This is a genomic window from Thalassospira sp. ABD4_177, from assembly GCF_056160125.1.
The window spans coordinates 854,642-877,982 of sequence record NZ_JBSWWO010000001.1 but is presented as its reverse complement, the minus strand read 5'-3'; the positions used below and the strand labels follow the sequence as shown (position 1 = coordinate 877,982).

Below are 23,341 nucleotides of genomic sequence, written 5' to 3'. Positions count from 1 at the left end.
AAGACCTTTGCCTTTGGTTCTGGATCGTCTTATAACGTCAATAGGTATAGACGTCTAGACAAATTTTGAATTTGTCGACACAAGTTGAAAAGGGATCAGATTGATGACGGCGCACCCTGCCCCGAATGCCGAGACCGATCAGAACCGGACTACAGACACCCCCTCCGATCCACAAATTGCCGCACGTCAGAAATGGATGTCGGTTCTGGCCCGCACATCGCGTGCCCGGCTGAAAACACAATGGTCGGAAAACCATCGCAGTGAAACCTGGACCCACCTGCGCGAACCACAGATTGGCATGGTGATGGTGCGCGGTCGGGCCGGTGGTGCCGGACAGCGGTTTAACCTTGGTGAAATGACGGTAACGCGCTGTGCCGTGACACTGTCTGACGGCACCGTCGGGCATTCATACGTCAAGGGACGCGATCGCATTCAGGCGCAATATGCCGCCCTGTTTGACGCGGTGATGCTGCGCGATGGATCGGAAAGCGACTTTATCGAAACGCTCGCCGCCGAACAGGCCGCCGCCAAACACGATCATGCGCGCAAGGTTGCCGCCACCAAAGTTGATTTCTTCACCCTTGTCCGCGGAGAAGACGAATGACGTCCCAATCCCAATCAACAACCGCCCAGACAAGTGACCTGCTGCCCGGTTTTGACCATGCGGCCTTTGATTCAAACGCCGTCTTTCGTGCCCTGCTTGATGCCATGTCGCGCCCCGGTCGGATTTATGATCTGCCGGTCACTGTTACGGCGCCTGATGGCCTGAACGAAGCTGCAACGGCAACCCTTCTTGCCATGGCGGATATGGATACCACCGTGTGGCTTTCGCCATCACGCGCGACCAAGACCGCCGGCGATCATTTGAAGTTCCATTGCGGCTCCCCGATCAGCACGGATGTCAAACAGGCGGACTTTGCAATTGCCCGCATTTCAGATGACCTGTCCTTCGTCACCGATCTTTCGGTCGGCAACGCAGAATATCCGGACCAATCCGCGACCCTGGTCCTGATGGTCGAAGAGATTTCCGATCGCCCGTCCATGACCCTGTCGGGACCGGGCATCAAGGACACACACAGCCTTGCGATCAAGGATTTGCCGGAAAGCTTCCATGCCTGGCGGGCAGAGAACCATCACCTGTTTCCGTGCGGCGTTGATGTGATTTTCGCAAGCCCAACCCAGATCGCCGCCCTGTCGCGCACCACCCGGATCGAGGTCAATTAATCATGTATGTTGCGGTAAAAGGTGGCGAACGCGCCATCAACAATGCTCACAAGCTTCTGGCCGAGCAACGCCGGGGCGACAAAGACATTGCCGAAATCGAAACCGATCAGATCGAACAGCAATTGTCGCTGTCGGTCACGCGCGTTATGGCCGAAGGATCGCTTTATGACCGCGATCTGGCTGCCCTTGCCATCAAGCAGGGCCGTGGTGATTTGATTGAGGCGATCTTTTTGATGCGGGCCTATCGCACGACGCTGCCGCGTTTTGCGTTTTCCAAGCCGATCAAAACCGCCGAGATGGATGTGTCGCGCCGCATTTCGGCAACCTTCAAGGACCTGCCCGGCGGCCAGATTTTGGGCCCGACCTTTGACTACACGCATCGTCTTCTCGACTTCACCCTGATGGCCAATGGGGAAGAACCGACCGAAGCATCAAGCGGTGAACACCCGGTCGATGAAAACATGCCGCGCGTTCTCGATGACATCTTGAACTATGAAGGCCTTATTCAGGACGAACCAGTCCCGGTTGATGACGATGCGCCCGTCGCCGATTTGACCCGTGAGCCCGTCAAATTCCCGGCCGGGCGTGATTTGCGTTTGCAGAACCTGTCACGCGGTGATGAGGGATTTGTTCTGGCACTCGGTTATTCCACCCAGCGCGGTTATGCCAACAGCCACGCCTTCGTCGGTGAAATCCGCTATGGCACTGTTTCGGTCGAGATCGAACCCGAAGAACTCGGCTTTGCGATTGATATCGGTGACATCGAACTGACCGAATGCGAGACGGTCAACAAGTTCAAGGGATCAAAAACCAAGCTGCCGCAATTTACCCGTGGTTATGGGCTGGTGTTTGGTCAGAACGAACGCAAGGCCATTTCGATGGCGCTGGTTGATCGTGCCATGCGCGCCAATGAAATGGGCGAACAGATCATGGGCCCGGCACAGGACAGCGAGTTCGTGATGGAACATAGCGACAATGTCCAGTCCACCGGCTTTGTCGAACATATCAAGCTGCCACACTATGTCGATTTCCAGGGCGAACTTGAACTGGTGCGCCGCATGCGCGCCGAGGTCGAGGAACGTCTGGCGAAGGCCGACGCCGAAAATGGCACATCCCAACCCGAGGCCGCGGAGTAATCCCATGGAACAGACTGTCAAAAACCCGGCCGACGGGGCACCGGACTATAACTTTGCCTATCTTGATGAACAGACCAAACGCATGATCCGGCGCGCGCTGCTCAAGGCCGTGGCAATCCCAGGTTATCAGGTACCGTTTGCCGGACGCGAAATGCCAATGCCGTACGGCTGGGGCACTGGCGGTGTTCAGGTGACGGCTGCTGTGATCGGACCTAATGATACGCTCAAAGTCATTGACCAGGGGGCGGATGACACCACCAACGCGGTCTCCATCCGGCAATTCTTTGCCAAGACGGCACAGGTCGCCACCACGGAAAAAACCGCGGAAGCATCGATCATTCAAACCCGTCACCGCATTCCGGAAAAGGAACTGCGCGAAGATCAGGTTCTTGTTTATCAGGTGCCGATCCCCGAACCGCTTCGCTTCCTGGAGCCGCGCGAAACCGAAACGCGGAAAATGCATGCGCTTGAAGAATACGGCCTGATGCATGTGAAGCTTTATGAAGACATCGCACGCCATGGCCATATCGCGACCACTTATGCCTATCCGGTGATGGTCGATGATCGCTATGTGATGGATCCGTCGCCGACGCCCAAGTTCGACAATCCGAAAATGAACGACATGGCTGCCCTTCAGCTTTTCGGCGCGGGTCGTGAAAAACGCATTTATGCCCTACCGCCCTACACCAAGGTCAAAAGCCTCGATTTCGAAGATCATCCGTTCGAAGTCCAGACCTGGGAAGATGAATGCGGCATGTGTGGTGCGCGCGACAGTTACCTTGATGAAGTCATTCTCGATGACCAGGGCAACCGGATGTTTGTCTGCTCGGATACCGATTACTGTGCGGAACGACAGGAAGCCGGCCATCGCGGCCCGCAACATCATGACCAACCCCTTGGCACCGCAGATCGCGAAAAGGCAGCAGAATAATGACCCAGATGAACGAACCACTTCTGCGCGTTGATGACCTGACCATGATGTATGGCGACCGGGTTGGCTGCAAGGATGTCAGCTTTGAACTCCGTCCCGGTGAAGTTCTTGGCATCGTTGGGGAATCCGGATCGGGTAAATCGACTTTGCTGCGCAGCATATCCGCCCAGCAAGAACCGACCAAAGGTTTGGTTGAGTATCAAACCCGCATTGATGGTGTGCGCGATGTCTATCAGATGTCCGAAGCACAGCGCCGTCTTCTGATGCGGACCGACTGGGCCTTTGTGCATCAGAACCCGCGTGATGGTTTGCGCATGAATGTCAGTGCCGGGGCCAATATTGGCGAACGGTTGATGGCCATCGGGGATCGTCATTACGGCAACATTCGCAGCAATGCGGACAGCTGGCTTGGCAAGGTCGAAATCGCATCCGAGCGCCTTGATGACCTGCCATCAACCTTTTCGGGCGGCATGCAGCAACGTTTGCAGATTGCCCGCAACCTCGTAACCAGCCCGCGCCTCGTCTTTATGGACGAACCCACGGGTGGGCTTGATGTTTCTGTTCAGGCCAGATTGCTCGATCTGCTGCGCGGGCTGGTTCACGATCTTAATCTTGCGGTGATCATCGTGACCCACGATCTGGCGGTCGCACGACTTCTTTCGCACCGGCTGATGGTGATGCAACAGGGCAATGTGATTGAACATGGTTTGACCGATCAGGTTCTTGATGACCCACAGCATGCCTATACCCAGCTGCTTGTTTCTTCCATTCTGCAGAATTGATCGGGGCGAAGAAAATGTCTGAAATGCTTCATGCTCAAAACGTCGCCAAAAGCTTTACCCTGCACACACAAGGTAGCGTGACCATTCCGGTCTTCGAGGGCGTTGAATTCATGCTTTCGGCTGGGGAATGTATCGCGCTGACCGGTGAATCCGGCTCCGGGAAAAGTACCTTCATGCGCATGCTTTATGCCAATTACACCTGCTCGCAAGGATCCATCAAGGTGTTTCATGATGGCGACTGGCTCGATATCACCACCGCCAGTCCGCACTCGATCCTTGATATCCGCAAGCGCACACTTGGCTATGTGTCGCAGTTCCTGCGCGTGATCCCACGTGTCCCGACGCTTGATATCGTGGCCGAACCGCTTGTCGCCCTTGGCACAGATCGTAAGGCCGCGACAGATAAGGCGCGCGATCTTTTAACCCGGCTTCGCATCCCCGAACGTCTTTGGCAGCTTTCACCACTGACCTTTTCGGGCGGGGAGCAACAGCGTGTGAATATTGCACGCGGCTTTATTGCCGATTATCCGATCATGCTGCTTGATGAGCCGACCGCATCGCTTGACGCCCAAAATCGCGCCACAGTTCTGGCGCTGATTGAAGAAGCCAAAAGCCGCGGGGCGGCAATCGCCGGCATTTTCCACGACCATGAAACCCGTGATGCGGTCTGCACCGGGTCGTTTGATGTGACTTCCTTTAAAGTTGGGGCCAATGACTGAACAGATTTTCACCAATGCCAAACTGGTTCTGGCAAACGAAGTCATTGACGGGGCCGTGCAGGTCAAGGACGGCAGGATCAGCGATATTTCTGATCGCGCCTCGAACCTTCCGGGCGCAGAGGACATGGACGGCGATTATCTGATGCCGGGCCTGGTCGAGCTGCATACCGACAATCTCGACAAACATCTGACCCCACGCCCCAAGACCCGCTGGCCTGCCACCGCTGCCGTTGTCGCCCATGACAACCAGGTCGCGAGTGCGGGAATCACCACCGTGTTTGATGCGGTGTCCATCGGCGATGTCAACGAGGGCTCTGAACGCATCGTGCGCCTGATTGAATCGGTCACCGCACTTGAACATGCGCTTGAAAACGCGTTGCTGCGTGCGGACCACAAACTCCATCTACGCTGCGAGACATCCTTTCCGGGCATGGTCGAGGCGCTGGGTCAACTGATCGACCTGCCGCTGGTCAGCATGCTTTCGGTGATGGACCACACACCGGGGCAGCGCCAATTCGTCAGCCTTGATGCCTATTACACCTACTATCAGGGCAAATATGGCCTCAGCGACGAAGAAATGCGCAAATTCATCGCCACCCGCCGTCGTGATGCAGAGCTGTATTCCGAAAAGCATCGCCGTCATGTGGTCGAGCAGGCCCACGCCAAGGGCCTGGCCCTTGCCAGCCACGATGACGCTACCGAGGCCCATGTGGCCGAGGCAGTCGCAGACAAAATGACCGTGGCGGAATTCCCCACCACGCTTGAAGCCGCCAAGGCATCGCATGAAGGCGGGCTTGGTGTCATGATGGGCGGACCGAACCTTGTGCGCGGCGGATCGCATAGTGGCAATGTCGCCGCCGGTGACCTGGCAAAGCAGGGTTATCTCGACATCATTTCAAGCGACTATGTCCCGCACAGTCTTTTGCACGGGGCGATGAAGCTGTTTGACGAGTTTGATGGATATGACCTGCCGCGTGCCATTCGAACCGTATCCCTCAATCCGGCGACCCAGGTCGGACTTGATGATCGCGGCGAGATCGCGGTTGGCAAGCGGGGTGATCTGATCCGGGTTCATCATTCCCCGCACCATCCGATTGTGCGCGGTGTGTGGCGCGAAGGGGTCAGGGTGTCATGACCGACACCCCCACAGCCCCTGCAACTCCGGCACACGGCAGCAATTCGGGATACGGGCTTTTGGTCCTTGTCGTCGGCCCCAGTGGTGTTGGCAAGGACACACTACTTGATGCAGCCCGCGACAGACTTGCCAAGGACAAACAATTCTGTTTCCCGCGGCGCTGCATTACCCGCCCGGCCGGAACAGTTGGCGAAATCCACATTCCTGTCCGCCCCGAAGATTTCGGGCAGATGGCCCGTCAGGGTGCGTTTCTTTTAAGTTGGAAGGCACATGATCTGGGATATGGCATTCCGCGCCATGTACTTGCAGAAGTCGAAGCCGGCAAGACAGCCATCGTCAACGTGTCGCGCAGTGTGATCGAGGATGCCTGTACGCTTGTCGGTCGCGACAATATCCGGGTCGTCAATATCCGGGCTAGTGCTGAGGCCCTGCGTAAACGCCTTGAAGCCCGCGGGCGCGAAGACGCGCTTGATATCGAACGGCGCCTTGCACGTGCATCTGCCTATGAGGTGGAAGGCGATTACGTTGTCCATGTCGATAATGACGCTGATATGGAAACCGGTATCCTGCGCTTTATTCGTGCTCTTGAATTGCCACAGCCCATGGCAAACAGGGCCTAGATCAAACGCCCATCACGTCAAAAATGCTGCACCCTCAAAGCGCAGCATTTTTATCCGGCGAGCGGAAAACGTCTGAGCAATCTGAATGGCTTTTGGCCGCCCGGATCGCCGAAAAGACAGACTTCTCTGACCACAAACGGATCCGCGCAAAGTGGTGTAACCAAATCAGATAGCGCGCTCATGAACGGTTCTATCTGTTCGTCAGAAAGTTTGTTGGTCAATGTCAGGTGGAAGCGAAATTCTTCCATGACATAGGGATAGCCCCAGCGCACAAGATTTTCTTCCTGCCGATCCGTCAGCCCCGCCGCGCGGCGCTTGTTCATCGCCGCTTCGTTTTCGGGTTGGCGGAAACCATCAAGTTCGCGCACCAGCATCGCTGCAAGATCCCCCAAAGGCGAAACTGGCTCGGTCGGAACAAGGGCCAGGAAACGCCCGATTGATTTCAGCATCAAAGGCCCACAGACCACCGGCGCGGTTGTTTTGCAAAGACTGGCAACAGCCGCTTCAAGCGCATCGCGACCTTGACCGTCCGGCAGGGCGAAGGGCGGCTTAAGCGTACCGTGAAAACCATAGCGGGTTGGTGATGTCGTTGCCGCCACGATGCCAGCTTCGCTTAAGCCCATGACTGCCGGCCGCGCCAAACTGTCTCCGCTTTCCGGATCACGCCCCAGCCAGGCATTGCCGAACTGCCCCAACCCGCTTTGCGGTTCTGGCGCGTAATAGATGCCATAACGTTGGTAGTTTTCGGTCATGAATGAACTCTGGAAATAATAGCAGGTCGGAAACAAGAAACGCCGGAGTAACCAGACTAACCTCCTGCGCGGATCTTATCACGGAGAAAGTCTGATCGCTCAGAGCGTATCGTATTTCAAGCAGAAATCACGCACCGGAAGCGTACGGAAATCCTGCAATCTTTCGCGCAGCATTTCGTGCGACCAGTCCCACCAGCGAATGCGTAACAGGGCCTCAACAATATCCGCTTCAAACCGCGGACGCAGTGGACTTGCCGGAATACCGGTTACAATCGTGTAGGGCGCGATATCCTTGGTCACCACCGCCCCCGATCCAACGACGGAGCCGATGCCAATCGTCACCCCACCTTGCACAATCGCCCCGTGGCCGATCCAGACATCATGTTCAAGACGCACGCGCTTTTCACGGCGCCAGTCAAAGAAGGCCGGATCATCTTCGCCCAGTTCATAGGCGCTGGAACGATATTGAAAATGATGCATAGAGGCCCGGTCCATCGGATGCTGACCCGGGTTGATGCGTGTATGGGCAGCGATATTTACGAACTTGCCGATATCGGAATAGATGATTTCGCTGTCATTCACGACATAGGAATAATCATCCATCCGGGTTTCGCGCATGGAGGTGCGTGCACCCACTTCGGTCCAGACCCCCATGTCGCAATCGACAACAATCGCGCTGTCGTCAATCGTGGGCCGCTCCGACAATGCCTTCATTGCCGGTTTGGCCTGCGTAATCTTGAAGCCCATGGATCAGGTCACCAGTTTGCGCAGACGCTGCGACACCATATCAAGCAGGCTGACAGAAATGATGATGATGATCATGACGGCGGCCGTTTCAGCGTAATAGAAACCGCGGATATATTCCCAAAGCACCATGCCGATACCGCCCGCACCAACAATGCCCAGCACCGTTGCCGAACGCACGTTCGATTCAAAGCGATAGAGCGAATAGGAAATCCACAGCGGCAGGACCTGCGGGATCACGCCAAAGATAACCTCCTGAAGGGCATTGGCCCCCGTGGCCCGAATGCCTTCGACCGGCTCGGGATCGATTGCCTCGACCGCCTCGGAAAACAGTTTAGCCAGAACACCCGTTGTGTGAATCCAAAGGGCCAAAACACCGGCAAACGGACCAAGCCCGACCGCGACCACGAACAGCATGGCGAAGACCATTTCGTTGATTGCGCGGAAGGAATCCATCAGGCGACGCACGGGTTGGTACACCCAAATCGGCACGATGTTTTCGGAAGAAAGAATACCAAACGGGATCGAGCAAACGATGGAAAGCGCTGTCCCCCAGATCGCGATCTGGATGGTGATCCACATTTCTTCGACATACATCTTCCACATCAGGAAGTCGGGCGGGAAGAAGCCCTCCGCAAAGTCGACCATATTGCCGCTGTTTTCAAACAGCGCCATCGGGCGCATATCCGCCCCTTCCCACGACCAAGCCAGAAGACCCAGAATGAACGCCCAAAGCAGGAAGCTTGAAGCAGACCGCTTAAGATCGCGCGGCGGGAGGTCAATTGCGACAGATGATGTCGAAGAAATGCTGCTGTTCATCGTTTAAATCCCGGAAGTAAAAGCAAACGGGGAGCGCACCGATCAGTGCACTCCCCGTCGAAAGTCCGATTACTGGTAAGCAACCAGAATGTCGAGCTCAGCAAGCTTCTTGTCGATTTCAGCAACACGCTCAGCTTTCTCTTCATCAGAAAGCTCTTCGGTGTTCTGGATTTTCAGCTTGTCTTTGAAAAGGGCAAGCTGACGGATCGGGTAAAGCTGCGCGTTTGAGCTTTCCATGAATTTACCCATACCATCCTGAATACCGGCCAGCACTTTTTCCGCAGCAACGGTATCGCCCATGCGGCCGTAACCAAGGAAGAAGGCCTTGATCTCGGATTTCAGTTCACGCGACATGTCTTTGCGATACACCATCGGGTCAGACGGGATCAGCGGCGAGGTCCAGATGACTTTGACCTTATCAGTGATTTCCGGCTTGTTCATGTTCGTACGTGCAAGCTGCTCGGAGTTGTTGGCAGCAGCATCAACCTGTGCATTGGCAGTCGCCATCAGGTTGGTTTCGTGGTTCGCATTACGGACGGTTTTGAAGCAATCTTTCGGATCAGCACCGTTCTGTGCAAACACATAGTAGGACGGAACCAAGAAACCGGAGGTCGAGTTCGGATCACCGATACCGAAGTTCAGCGAACCATCACATTTCAGAAGGTCTTCAAGCGAGTTCAGCTTTTCGTTATCTGCCTGGGTGATGATGTGGGAATAGTAACCGTTCGAACCATCAGATTTGGAGGTCTGAACGAAGACTTCGCCACCGGCGCGGTCAACGGCTTCCATTGCGGACTTGTTACCGAACCAGCCCACATGAACCTTGCCAAAACGCATGCCTTCGATGATGCCTGCATAATCGGGGGCGAAGAATGCCTCGATTTCCATACCGAGTGCTTCTTCCATGTCATCAATCATCGGCTGCCACTGGGCTTTGAGGTTCGAGCTCGACTCAGTCGAGATGAAACCGAACACCAGCTTTTCTGGATCCTGTTCGAGCGGCTTGTACTCAACATCGGCTTTGGCAACAAAAGAAGCCAGCATCGTGGCTGCAAATGCTGCGGATGCAATTGTCTTAACGTTCATAAGAAGTCCCCTGTCAAAATAGATTTGGACGTGTTTCGAGAAGATAAGGCAGTCATGACAACTGGCCCGGCTAGCTTGTTGCGACAGCCAGGTCCTTTTCTGCAACGTGTGACACAGCAGGTTCAGCAACCTCCATCGCGCCATCTGCAAAAAGTTCGGAAGAATGTTCGCCGTACAATTCCTGCAGGAATTGCGGCGTCAGTTCGCTTGAAGGTCCGTCAAAAACGACTTCACCATCGCGCATGGCGATGGTGCGTTTGCAGTAGTCCTTGGCGTAATCAACCTGATGAAGCGATACGATCACGGTGACATTGTCTTCGCGGTTCACACGATCAAGCGTGTTCATCACCTTGCGCGAAGATGCCGGATCAAGCGATGCAATCGGCTCGTCCGCCAGAATAAGCCGCGCCCCTTGGGTGATGGTGCGGGCAATCGCTGCGCGCTGCTGCTGACCACCCGAAAGATTACGTGCCTTTTTGGAGGCATGCGCATCAATACCGACACGCGAAAGGGCACCCATGGCCCGCATCTTTTCGGCCTTGGTAAACAGGCCAAGCGATCCGCGCCATGCCGGAACACGACCAAGAAGCCCCATCAACACGTTGGTCAGAACCGAAAGACGGCTGACCAAGTTGAATTGCTGGAAAACAACACCGATATCGGAGCGCACCTTGCGTGCACCGCGTGAAATCTTGCCATTTTCCTGAATGGTTTCGCCAAACACAGCGATCTTGCCGCCGTCGCGATCTCCGCGCAGCAAACCGGCAATATGACGGATCAAAGTGGACTTGCCTGACCCCGATGCGCCGATCAGGGCGACCATCTCGCCTTCGCGCACCTGCAGCTTGACGTCGCTAAGCGCGCGCTTGTCACGGGTAAAGCTTTTGTTCAGTCCAGAGATATCTACAACCAGCATCAAAGAGTCGCCTGAAAGTGTTTCGCTGGACCAAGAAGCTACGCACAAACCGCGACTCTACGGTGACACTGATGTTACAGTTCGATGATTACGGCGGGGATATCACCCCGACAACAATCAAACTTGTCTATACATCAAGTATTCATAGAAATATTCATAAATGAACCAGAGAATAAATTTGTAACATGTTTGACTTTTATCGACCTATTTTTGTGATGAATGTCATTTTTTGAAATCAGCACACAGTAACAGACCGGATAACCAAACCTGAAAGGTCGATTTTTTCAACAATCCGGACGGATTTTATTTTATCTGGTTGATAACGTCGAGCACGTCGTCTTCGATATCAAGCCCATCCGTTTTGGCTGCTGCACGCGCCTGCTTGCCGCGACGCCCCGGCAGGCGAACGCCTTCTTCGGCGGCGATCTCGTTGGCGATATAGGCAAGATGATCCATCACATCGACACCACCAGTTGCCTTGGGATCAATCGCAATGATCAGCTGGCCAAGTGCAGGCGGTGCACCTTTGTCATCGAAAAGCGACGAAGACTGATGGCCAAATTGCGCACCGGTCAGACCAGCGGCCAGAAGCTCAACCATCATTGCAAGGGCTGCGCCCTTTACCCCACCGGCGGGGATCATCGTGCCATCAAGCGCCTTCCGAGCATCGGTGGTCGGGTTCCCATCCACATCAAGTGCCCAGTCATCAGGAATTTCCGCACCCTTTTGCTTAGCCGCCATGATCTTGCCGCGCGCGACTCTTGAAAGGGCAAGATCAATAATGATCGGATCACCGGCATCCCCGACCGGCACCCCAAAGGCAATCGGATTTGTCCCGAACATCGGACGCCGCCCACCCCACGCGGCCATGGCTGCCGGGGCATTGGCAAACATCATTGCCGCCAGACCCTGCTCTGCCAGACGCTCAACGGTCAGGCCCATGACCCCGGCATGATGTGATCTGTGGATCGATGCAATCGCAATTCCCTGACTGCGCGCCATATCGGGCAAGTGATCCATCATCAGATCAAGCGCCGGATAGGCAAAGCCATGCTGCGCATCAATCCGCAAAACGCCGGGTACGGGCTTTTCAAAAACCGGATGGGTCGTGCCATCGACTTTGCCGACCTTCGCCTGAGCCGAATAGGCCGGCACCCGACGAAAACCGTGTCCGCCTTGTCCGGATGCTTCTGCCGCCACCAGTGCCTTTGCGACCGAAGTGGCGTTTTCCGCGGTTACGTTGCAACGCATCAGGGTATCACGCACAAGCGTGTGGGCATCTTCGAGCGAAATCTTCATCGGGGCGGACCTTAGATTTTGGATAGCGGAAATAATGGCGCAGGGATCATGCGCCTGTGGGCCTTACAGCATAGTCGCAAGCCATCCCCCTGCGCAAAGGCGTTTTCGTCCAAACACCGTAACAGTATGAGGCAAAGGTCCTTGAAAATATGATACTATTGCCCGCAACCATCGGCATCAAAGCCGCACATGACCGGGTAAGCGACACAGGAATTCAGACATGCATCGTGTAAAACACAGGATCATCTCCCCGTTGGCCGGCATCGCCTTGATGTCGCTTGCGGCCTGTAACGTGACATCAAATGGTGGCATGACAACTTACTGGTCGTCTGTCACCGGTCAGCAATGGCAATTGGTAACTGTAAAAGACCCAAGCGGCCCCATATCGCCAACAACGCCGGTCGTGGCGACAGCGACATTTTCAGATGACGGCATGGTATCGGGCAATGTCGGGTGCAATCAGTATTCCGGGGGCTACACGCAAGCCGGATCGTCACTTGGCATCGCGCAACTGGCCATGACGCGCAAAATGTGTATCGCAGAAGAAGCCATGAAGATCGAGAATGCGCTAAGCGGCGCATTTGTTCTTGTTGACAGCTGGGATGTGATGGATGGCCACCTTGTTCTCATGGATACGGACGGGAATGCAGTGATCGAATTTGCGCCCGGTACTCCGTAAACACCCCCGACACTTCACAACGTCTGGCACAACAAAAAGGGGCACCAAATGATGCCCCTTTCGTTTGACGGTGTATCGCAGCGAACAAATCGCTGCGATACATATATGTCGATGTCTTAGTCTTTGCCGTCGGTCGCTTCGGAGTTCGCGCCAACCGCCTTGGGTTCGGATCGCAGCCCCTGAATGATCGAGTAGCAGGCAAACAACAGCACAATCGCAAACGGGAAGCCCGTCGAGACGGCCATTGCCTGCAGTGCCCCGAGGCCACCGCCAAGCAACAGTGCAATTGCGACCAGACCTTCGAAGGTGCACCAGAACACACGCTGCGGAACCGGTGCATCGACTTTGCCGCCTGCGGTGATGGTATCAATCACAAGCGAACCGGAGTCCGACGAAGTCACGAAGAACACGATCACAAGGACAATCCCGATAAAGGATGTGATCGCCTGCATCGGAAGCTGATCAAGCATGGTGAACAGCTTGATCGGCAGACCTGCTTCGGCAATTGCCGAAACGCCTTCGGTCACCATGTGAACGGCGGTACCGCCAAAAGCAGTCATCCACAGAACACAAACCAGCGACGGAATGATCAGAACGCAGGTGATGAATTCACGGACCGTACGGCCGCGCGACACACGTGCGATGAACATACCAACAAACGGTGACCAGGAAATCCACCACGCCCAATAGAAGGACGTCCATCCTTGGCTGAAGTTGGCATCTTCACGACCGATCGGGTTCGAAAGCGCCGGCAGATACTCTGCATAGGACAGCAGGCTTGAGAAGAAACCGGTAATGATTTCCATCGTCGGGCCAACCGCCACAACAAACACCAGCAGAAGGGCCGCCAGGATCATGTTGATTTCCGACAGGCGTTTCACCCCGGCATCCAGACCCGCCAGAACCGAAATCAGCGCCACACCGGTAATCCCGATGATCAGGAAGACCTTCGAGGTATCGGAAACCGAAATGCCAAACAGGTAATCAAGACCGGCATTGGCCTGTTCCGCGCCGAAACCAAGCGAGGTTGCAAGACCAAACAGGGTCGCAAACACGGCCAGAATATCAATAACATGACCGGTCCAGCCCCAGACGCGCTCGCCAAAGATCGGATAGAAGATCGAACGAACGGTCAGTGGAAGACCCTTGTTAAACGAAAACAGCGCCAGTGCCAGCGCCACCGTGGCATAGATCGCCCACGGATGAAGACCCCAGTGGAAGATCGTCGCGGCCATGCCAAGGTCAAAGGCAGCATCCGTATCACCGGCAGCAGCACCCAACGGTGCCCAGTCGGTACGCATGCCATCATCGCCGACCGAAATCCCGCCCATCGAGGACGTGAAATGCGAAATCGGTTCTGACACACCGTAGAACATCAGACCAATACCCATGCCTGCAGCAAACAGCATGGCAAACCAGCCGGAATAGGAATAATCCGGTGTTGCGTCCGCACCGCCAAGGCGCACACGGCCGAGCGGTGAAACAATCAGGAACAGACACAACACGACAAATACGTTGGCTGCAGACAGGAAGAACCAGTCAAGCGACGATGTCAGCCAACCACGCAGGTCGTTGAACATCGGCCCGACACTTTCCTGAAAGGCCAGGGTAAGAAAGACGAAAGCAACAATTGCAAGACCCGAAATCAGAAAGACCGGGTTATGGACATCCAATCCAAATGGCCCGATCTCTGCCTGGATATTGTCCTGCCCGATTTCATATTCTGTATCAATCGGGTTCGCTGCACCGTCCGGGCTTTCTATGCCCGTGTCAGCTTCAGACCCCATTTGAAACTCCCTAGGTTAAATGAATATACAGCTACCCCGAGCCGTAATAGTTCGTCCGAATTCCTTAACGCACGAGGAATACGGAAAGATCCGAGTGAGACGCCACATATCCGCCATGAGATGCAAAGATATGGTCGGCAATACCGGGGACGTGCGATGCCATGACGATAACGTCGGCACCCAGTTCGTCGGCCTTGGCGACAAGTTCCTTGCTAAGATCCACTGCGGGATCATGCGAAATGTGGGCAACGGCCTTGGTGCTTACACCATGTTTGGACGCCAGATCCTCGGCAAATGCCTGCAGTTTCTGTTCGAATTCCTTTGGTGTATGCGCAACCGATGACGGTGTATTGGTACCGACACCGAGAAGGCTTATCTCGGCCTTGTAATGCTTGGCTAGATCGACCGCCGTTTTAATTGCTTTATCCAATTTATCAACGTGGGCCAAATCGACAGGCACGAGCATCTTCTGATACATTCATTCCTCCGTTATGTGCACCACCCCTGAAGTCCATGATTTCATGAAATATCAGGGTAGCGGCCGAAGCGTAACATTGACGGTGTTCAAAATCAAAAAGCGACTTTCGAAATTGTCCATAAACATTGCTGCAGTATTTCTTGCAACATTGCCCGCATAAGTTTGACAATATTTGCAGGTGAAATCTGGCTGGGTGGCTCGGTAATTCTGCACTTAACAGCGAATCGTTGATCCGAATATTTTTCGATTTCAAATGCAAAACCCGGGGCATCTTTGTGCCGATTTTCGATGTTCGAACCTGAAAATTTTAAAAATTTTTTCGCATTGAAACAGCCCCGTTTTCACGGCCCGTTTTTTCGCCCGTAAACCCCTTACCGGGTAAGGCATTTCTTGGAAAAATCCATCGGATATCTATTCTATTTTCCAGAGAACATTTCACGGCAAAAATCTATCTCCGGATGGCGAAAAAATGCAGCGCAACACGCACTTGGCTTGATGAGGCCTCATACTCGTGTCACGATGTCCGCGATTTGTGCACTGTCTGTCCCACACAACATGTGCTTCCAGCTCAGGACATCATAGGTTCTGGCTGGACATATTTGCTGGATACGCCTTGTAAAAGGCGAACATCCATGGCCGTGCACATTCCCGAAAGGGAAAATTATTGTGGCCAACGGGGGAGTTCAATAACTGCGCATAAGCGGTGACATGACAAACCAGCGCGTCTTATCGCTGCATGTCCGTTTGTGTCTGAACGACACCCGACCCTGCACAACCAAGCACAACCAAATCGCGGGCGGGAACTGCCACAGCATTTAAATAATTCAACAAGATCAAAAGCATCAGAGAAGGAACAGGGATGACTGACCCTATCAAGCATTTCGCGTCACGCGTCACAGCACATGAAATGAACCGCCGTGAATTCATCGGCCGTTCAATGGCCGCCGGCCTGACCCTTGCAGCTGCCACCAGCCTTTATGGCAAGTCCGCCTTGGCACAGGAACCCCAGCGCGGCGGCCACCTGAAACTTGGCCTGCAGGGCGGTTCTTCGACCGACGTTATTGATCCGGCGAAATCGTCTTCGCAATTTACCTTTGCCATGAACCGTAACTGGGGTGACACCCTGGTTGAATCGCATCCGAGCAGCGGCCTTGCCGTTCCGTCGCTTGCTGAATCGTGGGAACCGAATGCGGATGCATCTGTCTGGACCTTTAAAATCCGTAAGGGTGTCGAGTTCCATGACGGCTCCGAACTGACCATCGACGATGTCGTCAAAACCCTGAACCGCCACACCGACGAAAAGTCCGAGTCCGGCGCACTGGGTGTTCTGGGTTCGATCAAGGGCATCGAAAACAAGGGCGGCGATCTTGTTCTGACCCTTTCCGAAGGCAATGCCGATCTTCCGCTTCTGCTGAGCGATTATCACCTAGTAATCCAGCCGGGTGGTGGCTATGACAATCCGAATGCCGGTATCGGTACCGGTCCGTTCAAGATCGACAATTTCGAAGCTGGCGTGCGCGCGACGTTTGTGAAAAACGAAAATGACTGGCGCACCGACCGTGGCTTCGTTGATTCGGTCGAAATGATCGTAATGAACGACGCAACCGCACGTATGGCAGCCCTGTCATCGGGTCAGGTTCACTTCATCAACCGTGTCGATCCGAAGACCGTTGGCCTTCTCAAGCGTGCACCGAATGTCGAAATTCAGACCACTTCGGGCCGTGGCCACTATGTGTTCATCATGCATTGCAACACCGCACCGTTCGACAATAACGACCTGCGTCTGGCGCTGAAATATGCGATGGACCGCGAAACCATGGTCGAAAAGATCCTTGGCGGTTACGGCAAGGTCGGTAACGACTTCCCGATCAACGAAACCTATGCTCTGTTCCCGGAAAGCATCGAACAGCGTGCATATGATCCGGACAAGGCAGCCTTCCACTTCAAGAAGTCCGGCCATGACGGTTCGGTTCTGCTGCGGACGTCTGATGTTGCCTTCCCGGGTGCGGTTGATGCTGCGGTCCTCTATCAGGAAACCGCGAAAAAAGCCGGTATCGACATCGAAATCAAACGTGAGCCGGGTGACGGTTACTGGTCGAACGTCTGGAACGTTCAGCCGTTCTCGACCTCTTACTGGGGTGGTCGTCCGACCCAGGATCAGATGTATTCGACCGCTTACCTGTCGAGTGCCGACTGGAACGATACCCGCTTCTTCAACACCGACTTCGACAAGATCCTTCTCGAAGCACGTGCTGAACTCGACCAGAGCAAGCGTAAGGAAATGTACCACGACATGGCCCTGATGGTCCGTGACACCGGTGGTCTGATCCTGCCGATGTTCAACGACTTTGTGAACGCAACCACGACCAACGTCTCGGGCTTTGTCGATGATATCGGCAACGACATGTCGAACGGTTATGTTGCTTCGCGTCTGTGGATCAACAGCTAATCAGTCGGGGTGCCTTGCATCCCCATGATTGAAGACCTGCGGGATCACGGCCTTTTTGGCCGTGGTCCCCGTCTTGTTGTTCGCCTGTTTGTTTAAGACATGGTCTGATCGAAATTTCCAGATGGAGGCAAAGCACCCTTTGCCGTCCCACCCGTCTTGAATTTCCGTTCAGGCCACTAAGGGGGAGTATGTGTTCATGGCCAGTCCTTTGGCCGGCGTGCGAGCCGCGCGACACAGACTGAAAGAAACCCATCCGTTATCGGTACTGATTGCCGAACGACTGGGCTTGAGTGTGTTGTTGCTTTGGGCTGTTTCAGTCCTGATTTTTGCCGGCGTTGAAGCCCTTCCGGGCGATTTCGCCGAAACCTATCTTGGGCAGTCTGCGACACCGCAGGCAATTGCCATTATCCGCGAAGACCTTGGTCTCGATCGCCCGATCACGACGCGCTATTTCGAATGGCTTGGCGGGGTTGTTCAGGGCGACTTTGGCAACAGTTGGGCCAGCGGAGCCCCGGTTAGCGAACAGATCACCAAACGTCTTGGCAATTCGCTGTTCCTGGCGTTCTTTGCTGCAGCGATTTCTGTTCCGCTTGCAGTTGGTCTTGGCATGGTGGCGGTTCACTATCGCAACCGTATTCCGGATCGCGTGATTAACGTTCTCTCGCTTGCTGCGATCTCGCTGCCGGAATTCTTTATCGGATATATCCTGATTGTTTTCTTTGCCGTTCAGATGGGTGTCGCGACATTCCCGTCCACGGTCTATGACAATATGGCCTGGTCGGAACGCCTGGCAGCGATTGCCTTGCCGACCGCCACCCTTGTGATGGTTGTTCTGGCCCACATGATGCGAATGACCCGTGCGGCCATCATCAGCGTCATGTCATCGGCCTATATGGAAACGGCCGAACTCAAGGGCCTTGGTGCCTTCAAGGCGATTGTCAAACACGCAGCCCCCAATGCCATTGCCCCGATTGTCAACGTGGTGGCCCTTAACCTTGCCTATCTTGTGGTGGGGGTTGTCGTGGTCGAGGTTGTCTTCGTCTATCCGGGCATGGGCCAGTATATGGTCGATGCCGTGACAGTGCGTGACATGCCCGTCGTGCAGGCCTGCGGCCTGATCTTTGCGGCGGTGTATATCCTGCTCAATATGGTGGCGGACATCGTCGCCATTGTCGCCAATCCGAGACTGAGGCATCCGCGATGAGATTACGTGAAATCCCGCTGACCGCCTGGATCGGAATTCTGGGCATTCTGTTCGCTCTTGGCTGTGCCGTCTTTGCCCCGCTCATCGCGCCCTATGGGGAACGTGAAATTGTTGCGGGTGTCTGGGAACCGGCCAGTGATCTTTATCTTCTGGGCACTGACAACCTTGGTCGCGATCTTCTTTCGCGTCTGATTTACGGTGCGCAGACGACCTTGTTCGTGTCGCTCGCGGCATCGATCCTGTCGTTTTCGATCGGCATTTTCCTGAGCTTCACGGCCGCTGTTTCCGGCGGTTCGATTGATCAGGGACTGTCACGTCTGAACGATCTGATGATGTCGATCCCGACGCTGATTTTCGCACTGGTTGTTCTGGCGGTTCTGCCGCAGAACATCTTCATCCTGATTGCCGTGATGGCCATTCTCGATTCAACGCGCGTCTACCGCCTGGGTCGTGCGGTTGCGCTTGATGTTGCTGTGATGGAGTTCGTCGAGGCCGCGAAACTGCGTGGTGAAGGCCGGATGTGGATCATCTTCCGTGAAATCCTGCCCAATACGCTTTCACCGCTTCTCGCCGAGTTCGGGCTGCGTTTCGCATTTTCGATCCTGTTCCTGTCGACCCTGTCCTTCCTTGGTCTTGGCATTCAGCCACCGGCTGCCGACTGGGGTGGCATGGTGAAAGACAACAAGGATGGCATCATCTTTGGCATTCAGGCCGCCCTTATTCCGGGTGGCGCAATTGCCGCGTTGGCCGTCTGTGTAAACATGGTTGTCGACTGGTTGCTGAAACGTACTTCCAGCCTGAAAGGAGGCCGCGGCGATGTCTGATTTATTATCGGTACGCGATCTGCGCATTGGCGCGACCATCTTCCCACCGGGCGAAGCGCCGCAGGACATCGAGATTGTCCATGGTGTTTCCTTTGATCTGCAAAAGGGCAAGGTGCTTGGCCTGATAGGGGAATCCGGTGCGGGCAAGTCAACCATCGGCCTTGCAGCCCTGGCCTATGGCCGGGGTGGCGTGCGGATCACTGGCGGTGAAGTCCTGCTGGATGGCAAGGATATCCTGCCACTTGATAAAAAAGGTATCCGCAGCATCCGTGGGGCGCGCGTGTGCTACGTCGCCCAGTCGGCCGCGGCATCCTTTAACCCGGCGCACAAGCTGGGCGATCAGGTGATCGAAGCCACCGTCGAACACGGTCTGATGAGCCGCGAGGAAGCCCGCAAACGAGCCGACTACCTGTTTGAAATTCTCGGCCTTCCGGACCCCAAGAATTTCGGGAACCGTTTCCCCCATCAGGTATCGGGTGGACAGCTGCAACGCGCCATGACCGCCATGGCGCTGTGTTCCAAACCGGAACTGATCGTCTTTGACGAACCGACCACCGCCCTTGACGTAACCACCCAGATTGATGTTCTGGCCGCGATCAAGAACGCGATTGAGAAAACCGGTACTGCTGCCCTTTACATCACCCACGATCTGGCCGTGGTTGCCCAGATTTCCGATGACATCATGGTGCTGCGTAACGGCGATACCGTTGAATACGGACCGGTCCAGCAGATCATTGAAAACCCGCGTCAGGAATACACCAAGGCGCTGGTCAATGTCCGTCAGACCAAGCAGACGGAAGCCCGCGATCAGACCGACGCGTTGCTGAAGGTTGAAAACATCTCGGCGGCCTATGGCAACGGGGTGCAGGTTCTCCATGACGTGTCGCTGCATGTGCCGCGCGGTCAGACACTGGCCGTGGTCGGGGAATCCGGTTCGGGTAAATCCACGCTCGCACGTGTCATCACCGGGCTTCTGCCGCCGTTTAAGGGCAGCGTCAAATTCGGTGATGAGGAACTCTCCAACGCCCAAAAGGACCGCTCACGCGATCATTTGCGGCGCATCCAGCTGATCTATCAAATGGCGGATACGGCGATGAACCCGCGCCAGACCGTCGGGCAGATTATTGGTCGCCCGTTGCAGTTCTATTTCGGCATGCGCGGTGCGGAACGCAAAAAGGAAGTCATCAAACTTCTTGATGAAATCGAGATGGGTGAGGCTTTCTATGATCGTTATCCGGCCGAACTTTCGGGCGGCCAGAAACAACGTGTGGCCATTGCACGTGCCCTGGCCGCACAGCCGGAATTGATCCTGTGTGACGAGCCAACCTCGGCTCTTGATCCGCTGGTTGCCGAAGGCATCCTTGATCTTTTGCTGCGCCTGCAAAAAGAACGTCAGGTGTCCTATCTGTTCATCACGCACGACATCGCAATTGTGCGTGCAATTGCCGATTCTGTTGCGGTGATGCTGCAGGGCAAGTTGGTCGATTTCGGCCCACGTTCCGAAGTCCTGAACCCGCCATTTGACGATTACACCGACCTTCTGTTGAAGTCGGTGCCGGAAATGGAACTGGGTTGGCTGGAAAAAGTTCTGGCCTCCCGCAAAATGGAAAGTGCCGGTCACTAAACACCGTGCAACACTCAAAAGGCGGCCCACAATCCGGGCCGCCTTTTTGAATAAGCCCCACACCTTACAACGCGCCACCAAAAGGACGACGCCCCAATATGTCCGACCGAAATTTCACCGTTATTGAAAACACCTTTATCACCATTGCCGATGGCACCCGCCTTGCCGCGCGCATGTGGATGCCCGACAACGCCGAAAATGATCCGGTACCCGCCGTTTTTGAATTCCTGCCCTATCGCAAGGGCGACGGCACCTGTGCACGCGATGAGTCCACCTATCCCGAATTCGCCAAGGCCGGCATTGCCGGTGTGCGGATTGATATTCGCGGATCGGGTGAGTCTGACGGTGTGATTGACGGCGAATATACCGAACTCGAACTGGCCAATGCCTGCGAACTGATTGCCTGGATTGCAGATCAACCGTGGTGCAACGGGTCGGTTGGCATGATGGGGATTTCCTGGGGCGGGTTTAACTGCCTGCAGGTCGCAGCCCTTAATCCACCCGCACTGAAAGCTGTGATTTCGATCGCCTCCACCGTCGATCGCTATAACGACGATATTCACTATAAAAATGGCTGCCATCTGGCGGTGCAACTGTCATGGGCCGGTACCATGCTGGCCTACCAGTCGCGCACGCCCGACCCGGCACTGGTCGGTGATGATTGGCGCGCGATGTGGCTGCACCGCCTGAAGGAAGAACCGTTCTTCCTTGAAGACTGGTTGCAACACCAGACACGTGATGACTTCTGGAAGCATGCCTCAATTTGCGAGGATTTCGATGCGGTCAAAATCCCGTCGATGGTTCTGGCCGGTTGGGCCGATGGTTATCGCAACACGCCGATGCGCGCGATCGAAGGCATGCCAGATCGCGCCAAGGCGCTGATTGGCCCCTGGGTGCACAAATACCCGCATTTCGCATGGCCCAAACCGCGCGCCGATTTCACCGGCGAAGCCATCAAATGGTGGAACAAGTGGCTGCGCGATGAAGATAATGGCGTCGACGACCTGCCCCAGATGCGCGCCTATATCCTTGATGGCCCGAAACCTGCCGCACGGCGCGACTTTGACCCGGGCTTCTGGATTGGCAAGGACACGTGGTCAAAACCCGACCCCCGGACACTTTATGTCAATGACGGCAAACTGGGGTTCGAGCCGGAAAGCGACGATGCCCCGGCCGCAGACATTTACCTGAAGTCGCCGCTTGATACCGGCACCGCGTCGGGTGAGTACTTCACCCTGAAACCCGACGTCGAAATGGCGATTGATCAGCGTTCTGATGACGCCGGATCGCTGGTGTTCGAAACAGCCCCGCTGGAAGCCGAAATCGACCTTCTGGGCCGTCCGGTTGTAAAGCTTGATGTGGAATGCGACGCGGACTGGTCAAACCTGTGCGCACGGCTGGTTGATGTTCATCCCGATGGCACTGCGACCCGCGTATCATTCGGGGTGCTGAACCTTGCCCATCGCGATCTCGATGCCAACTACGCCGATCCCAAACCGATGCCGCGCGGCAAGAAGGTCACCATTACGCTGGTGCTTGATGCCTGCGGGTATCGCTTTAATGCCGGGCATCGCATCAGGCTTTCGCTTTCGACATCCTATTGGCCGATGATCCTGCCACCGCCCTTCGATGCGGGCCTGACGGTCGCGCCGTCTTCGATTGCCTTTGATCTACCGCTTCTGGGCGATTATGAGGCGATTGAGGTCAAGGAACCGAACAATCCCGATCCGCTGCCCAAATATATCGAACACAAACCGAGCCGCACGGAACGCAGCGTTCAGCGCAATCTGACGCAAAACGAAACGCGTTATCGCATTTATGAAGATACCGGCCTGTTTGAACATCCGGACTCGCGCCTTGCGACACGTGAAGTGCGCAGCGAAACCTGGACCATCAATCCGCTGGATCCGACATCCGTAACCGGTGAGGCCGCCTGGACCTGCGATCTTGAACGCGATGGCTGGTCGGTGCGCACCGACTGCCATGCCGAGCTTAAATGTGACCGGGACAACTGGTATGTCGCGGCCTGGGTCATCGGCTACGAAGGCACCGAACAGGTGTTTGAGAAGAAGTGGGAAAAAGCCATCCCGCGAAACTTCATGTAAGCACACACTAAAAACAAAGGGCCGGTTT

22 protein-coding genes are annotated in these 23,341 nt (G+C 55.3%); 14 read left to right on the top strand and 8 right to left on the bottom strand.

Annotated elements, in window-relative coordinates; genetic code table 11:
- Positions 1-103: 103 nt before the first annotated feature.
- The 8 genes from phnG to phnN are packed head-to-tail and all read left to right on the top strand — an operon-like array spanning position 104 to position 6,547.
- A complete protein-coding gene (phnG, locus tag ACXAF0_RS04040) occupies positions 104-604 on the top strand; it encodes a phosphonate C-P lyase system protein PhnG (RefSeq protein WP_475343987.1) in 501 nt (166 codons plus the stop codon).
- Entirely contained in the window at positions 601-1,224 is a 624-nt protein-coding gene (gene phnH, locus ACXAF0_RS04035; RefSeq protein ID WP_475343986.1) for a phosphonate C-P lyase system protein PhnH, read from the top strand. The genes phnG and phnH overlap by 4 nt, the downstream gene beginning before the upstream one ends.
- 2 nt (positions 1,225-1,226) lie before the next feature.
- Positions 1,227-2,360: a carbon-phosphorus lyase complex subunit gene (locus ACXAF0_RS04030; protein ID WP_475343984.1), complete on the top strand. Its 1,134-nt coding sequence runs from the start codon at positions 1,227-1,229 to the stop codon at positions 2,358-2,360.
- 4 nt (positions 2,361-2,364) lie between these two features.
- Positions 2,365-3,291: an alpha-D-ribose 1-methylphosphonate 5-phosphate C-P-lyase PhnJ gene (locus ACXAF0_RS04025; RefSeq protein ID WP_475343982.1), complete on the top strand. Its 927-nt coding sequence runs from the start codon at positions 2,365-2,367 to the stop codon at positions 3,289-3,291.
- A complete protein-coding gene (gene phnK, locus ACXAF0_RS04020) occupies positions 3,291-4,073 on the top strand; it encodes a phosphonate C-P lyase system protein PhnK (RefSeq protein WP_475343979.1) in 783 nt (260 codons plus the stop codon). Before ACXAF0_RS04025 ends, phnK begins: the two co-directional genes overlap by 1 nt.
- 14 nt (positions 4,074-4,087) lie before the next feature.
- On the top strand, positions 4,088-4,792 hold the full coding sequence (phnL, locus tag ACXAF0_RS04015; protein ID WP_475343977.1) for a phosphonate C-P lyase system protein PhnL: 705 nt from the start codon (positions 4,088-4,090) through the stop codon (positions 4,790-4,792).
- Positions 4,785-5,927, top strand: coding sequence for an alpha-D-ribose 1-methylphosphonate 5-triphosphate diphosphatase (locus ACXAF0_RS04010; protein WP_475343973.1), 1,143 nt, complete (start codon positions 4,785-4,787; stop codon positions 5,925-5,927). Before phnL ends, ACXAF0_RS04010 begins: the two co-directional genes overlap by 8 nt.
- Complete coding sequence (phnN, locus tag ACXAF0_RS04005) at positions 5,924-6,547, top strand: phosphonate metabolism protein/1,5-bisphosphokinase (PRPP-forming) PhnN (protein WP_475343971.1); 624 nt, start codon at positions 5,924-5,926, stop codon at positions 6,545-6,547. The genes ACXAF0_RS04010 and phnN overlap by 4 nt, the downstream gene beginning before the upstream one ends.
- A 50-nt stretch (positions 6,548-6,597) precedes the next feature.
- On the opposite strand, the gene ACXAF0_RS04000 is transcribed toward phnN, so the two are convergent.
- The 6 genes from ACXAF0_RS04000 to ACXAF0_RS03975 all read right to left on the bottom strand — a co-directional run bounded on the left by ACXAF0_RS04000 (position 6,598) and on the right by ACXAF0_RS03975 (position 12,163).
- Positions 6,598-7,299 carry a DUF1045 domain-containing protein gene (locus ACXAF0_RS04000; RefSeq protein ID WP_475343967.1) on the bottom strand — a complete coding sequence of 234 codons (702 nt, stop codon included), beginning with the start codon at positions 7,297-7,299 and terminating at the stop codon, positions 6,598-6,600.
- A 99-nt stretch (positions 7,300-7,398) separates the two neighbouring features.
- On the bottom strand, positions 7,399-8,046 hold the full coding sequence (locus ACXAF0_RS03995) for an LbetaH domain-containing protein (protein ID WP_475343965.1): 648 nt from the start codon (positions 8,044-8,046) through the stop codon (positions 7,399-7,401).
- A gap of 3 nt (positions 8,047-8,049) precedes the next feature.
- Positions 8,050-8,862 (bottom strand): phosphonate ABC transporter, permease protein PhnE, encoded by an 813-nt coding sequence (phnE, locus tag ACXAF0_RS03990; RefSeq protein WP_475343962.1) that lies wholly within the window; start codon positions 8,860-8,862, stop codon positions 8,050-8,052.
- Positions 8,863-8,931: 69 nt separating this feature from the next.
- Positions 8,932-9,948: a phosphonate ABC transporter substrate-binding protein gene (gene phnD / locus ACXAF0_RS03985; protein ID WP_475343960.1), complete on the bottom strand. Its 1,017-nt coding sequence runs from the start codon at positions 9,946-9,948 to the stop codon at positions 8,932-8,934.
- 70 nt (positions 9,949-10,018) lie between these two features.
- Positions 10,019-10,864, bottom strand: coding sequence for a phosphonate ABC transporter ATP-binding protein (gene phnC, locus ACXAF0_RS03980; protein WP_475343959.1), 846 nt, complete (start codon positions 10,862-10,864; stop codon positions 10,019-10,021).
- Between the two features lie 303 nt (positions 10,865-11,167).
- A complete protein-coding gene (locus ACXAF0_RS03975; protein WP_475343957.1) occupies positions 11,168-12,163 on the bottom strand; it encodes an Ldh family oxidoreductase in 996 nt (331 codons plus the stop codon).
- 220 nt (positions 12,164-12,383) lie between these two features.
- Here ACXAF0_RS03975 and ACXAF0_RS03970 point away from each other — a divergent pair, with 220 nt between their 5' ends.
- Positions 12,384-12,842: an META domain-containing protein gene (locus tag ACXAF0_RS03970; protein WP_475343955.1), complete on the top strand. Its 459-nt coding sequence runs from the start codon at positions 12,384-12,386 to the stop codon at positions 12,840-12,842.
- Between the two features lie 116 nt (positions 12,843-12,958).
- Here the strand turns inward: ACXAF0_RS03970 and ACXAF0_RS03965 are convergent, their stop codons facing one another.
- Both ACXAF0_RS03965 and ACXAF0_RS03960 read right to left on the bottom strand, forming a co-directional pair.
- Entirely contained in the window at positions 12,959-14,629 is a 1,671-nt protein-coding gene (locus ACXAF0_RS03965) for a BCCT family transporter (protein ID WP_475343954.1), read from the bottom strand.
- Between the two features lie 64 nt (positions 14,630-14,693).
- Positions 14,694-15,107 (bottom strand): universal stress protein, encoded by a 414-nt coding sequence (locus ACXAF0_RS03960; RefSeq protein ID WP_475343952.1) that lies wholly within the window; start codon positions 15,105-15,107, stop codon positions 14,694-14,696.
- 859 nt (positions 15,108-15,966) lie between these two features.
- Between ACXAF0_RS03960 and ACXAF0_RS03955 the strand changes: the two genes are divergently transcribed.
- The 5 genes from ACXAF0_RS03955 to ACXAF0_RS03935 all read left to right on the top strand — a co-directional run bounded on the left by ACXAF0_RS03955 (position 15,967) and on the right by ACXAF0_RS03935 (position 23,313).
- A complete protein-coding gene (locus ACXAF0_RS03955; RefSeq protein ID WP_475343951.1) occupies positions 15,967-17,556 on the top strand; it encodes an ABC transporter substrate-binding protein in 1,590 nt (529 codons plus the stop codon).
- A gap of 196 nt (positions 17,557-17,752) precedes the next feature.
- Positions 17,753-18,760 (top strand): ABC transporter permease, encoded by a 1,008-nt coding sequence (locus ACXAF0_RS03950; RefSeq protein ID WP_475343950.1) that lies wholly within the window; start codon positions 17,753-17,755, stop codon positions 18,758-18,760.
- Positions 18,757-19,584, top strand: a complete 828-nt coding sequence (locus tag ACXAF0_RS03945) for an ABC transporter permease (RefSeq protein ID WP_475343949.1) — start codon at positions 18,757-18,759, stop codon at positions 19,582-19,584. The genes ACXAF0_RS03950 and ACXAF0_RS03945 overlap by 4 nt, the downstream gene beginning before the upstream one ends.
- On the top strand, positions 19,577-21,208 hold the full coding sequence (locus tag ACXAF0_RS03940; protein WP_475343948.1) for an ABC transporter ATP-binding protein: 1,632 nt from the start codon (positions 19,577-19,579) through the stop codon (positions 21,206-21,208). Before ACXAF0_RS03945 ends, ACXAF0_RS03940 begins: the two co-directional genes overlap by 8 nt.
- Before the next feature lie 98 nt (positions 21,209-21,306).
- Positions 21,307-23,313, top strand: coding sequence for a CocE/NonD family hydrolase (locus tag ACXAF0_RS03935; protein WP_475343946.1), 2,007 nt, complete (start codon positions 21,307-21,309; stop codon positions 23,311-23,313).
- Positions 23,314-23,341: the final 28 nt, after the last annotated feature.

What these genes read in the sequence shown, in the direction of transcription:
- phnG (WP_475343987.1), top strand. Translation starts at nt 104, where the DNA reads ATGACGGCGCACCCTGCCCCGAATGCCGAGACCGATCAGAACCGGACT.
- phnH (WP_475343986.1), top strand. Translation starts at nt 601, where the DNA reads ATGACGTCCCAATCCCAATCAACAACCGCCCAGACAAGTGACCTGCTG.
- ACXAF0_RS04030 (WP_475343984.1), top strand. Translation starts at nt 1,227, where the DNA reads ATGTATGTTGCGGTAAAAGGTGGCGAACGCGCCATCAACAATGCTCAC.
- ACXAF0_RS04025 (WP_475343982.1), top strand. Translation starts at nt 2,365, where the DNA reads ATGGAACAGACTGTCAAAAACCCGGCCGACGGGGCACCGGACTATAAC.
- phnK (WP_475343979.1), top strand. Translation starts at nt 3,291, where the DNA reads ATGACCCAGATGAACGAACCACTTCTGCGCGTTGATGACCTGACCATG.
- phnL (WP_475343977.1), top strand. Translation starts at nt 4,088, where the DNA reads ATGTCTGAAATGCTTCATGCTCAAAACGTCGCCAAAAGCTTTACCCTG.
- ACXAF0_RS04010 (WP_475343973.1), top strand. Translation starts at nt 4,785, where the DNA reads ATGACTGAACAGATTTTCACCAATGCCAAACTGGTTCTGGCAAACGAA.
- phnN (WP_475343971.1), top strand. Translation starts at nt 5,924, where the DNA reads ATGACCGACACCCCCACAGCCCCTGCAACTCCGGCACACGGCAGCAAT.
- ACXAF0_RS04000 (WP_475343967.1), bottom strand. Translation starts at nt 7,299, where the DNA reads ATGACCGAAAACTACCAACGTTATGGCATCTATTACGCGCCAGAACCG.
- ACXAF0_RS03995 (WP_475343965.1), bottom strand. Translation starts at nt 8,046, where the DNA reads ATGGGCTTCAAGATTACGCAGGCCAAACCGGCAATGAAGGCATTGTCG.
- phnE (WP_475343962.1), bottom strand. Translation starts at nt 8,862, where the DNA reads ATGAACAGCAGCATTTCTTCGACATCATCTGTCGCAATTGACCTCCCG.
- phnD (WP_475343960.1), bottom strand. Translation starts at nt 9,948, where the DNA reads ATGAACGTTAAGACAATTGCATCCGCAGCATTTGCAGCCACGATGCTG.
- phnC (WP_475343959.1), bottom strand. Translation starts at nt 10,864, where the DNA reads ATGCTGGTTGTAGATATCTCTGGACTGAACAAAAGCTTTACCCGTGAC.
- ACXAF0_RS03975 (WP_475343957.1), bottom strand. Translation starts at nt 12,163, where the DNA reads ATGAAGATTTCGCTCGAAGATGCCCACACGCTTGTGCGTGATACCCTG.
- ACXAF0_RS03970 (WP_475343955.1), top strand. Translation starts at nt 12,384, where the DNA reads ATGCATCGTGTAAAACACAGGATCATCTCCCCGTTGGCCGGCATCGCC.
- ACXAF0_RS03965 (WP_475343954.1), bottom strand. Translation starts at nt 14,629, where the DNA reads ATGGGGTCTGAAGCTGACACGGGCATAGAAAGCCCGGACGGTGCAGCG.
- ACXAF0_RS03960 (WP_475343952.1), bottom strand. Translation starts at nt 15,107, where the DNA reads ATGTATCAGAAGATGCTCGTGCCTGTCGATTTGGCCCACGTTGATAAA.
- ACXAF0_RS03955 (WP_475343951.1), top strand. Translation starts at nt 15,967, where the DNA reads ATGACTGACCCTATCAAGCATTTCGCGTCACGCGTCACAGCACATGAA.
- ACXAF0_RS03950 (WP_475343950.1), top strand. Translation starts at nt 17,753, where the DNA reads ATGGCCAGTCCTTTGGCCGGCGTGCGAGCCGCGCGACACAGACTGAAA.
- ACXAF0_RS03945 (WP_475343949.1), top strand. Translation starts at nt 18,757, where the DNA reads ATGAGATTACGTGAAATCCCGCTGACCGCCTGGATCGGAATTCTGGGC.
- ACXAF0_RS03940 (WP_475343948.1), top strand. Translation starts at nt 19,577, where the DNA reads ATGTCTGATTTATTATCGGTACGCGATCTGCGCATTGGCGCGACCATC.
- ACXAF0_RS03935 (WP_475343946.1), top strand. Translation starts at nt 21,307, where the DNA reads ATGTCCGACCGAAATTTCACCGTTATTGAAAACACCTTTATCACCATT.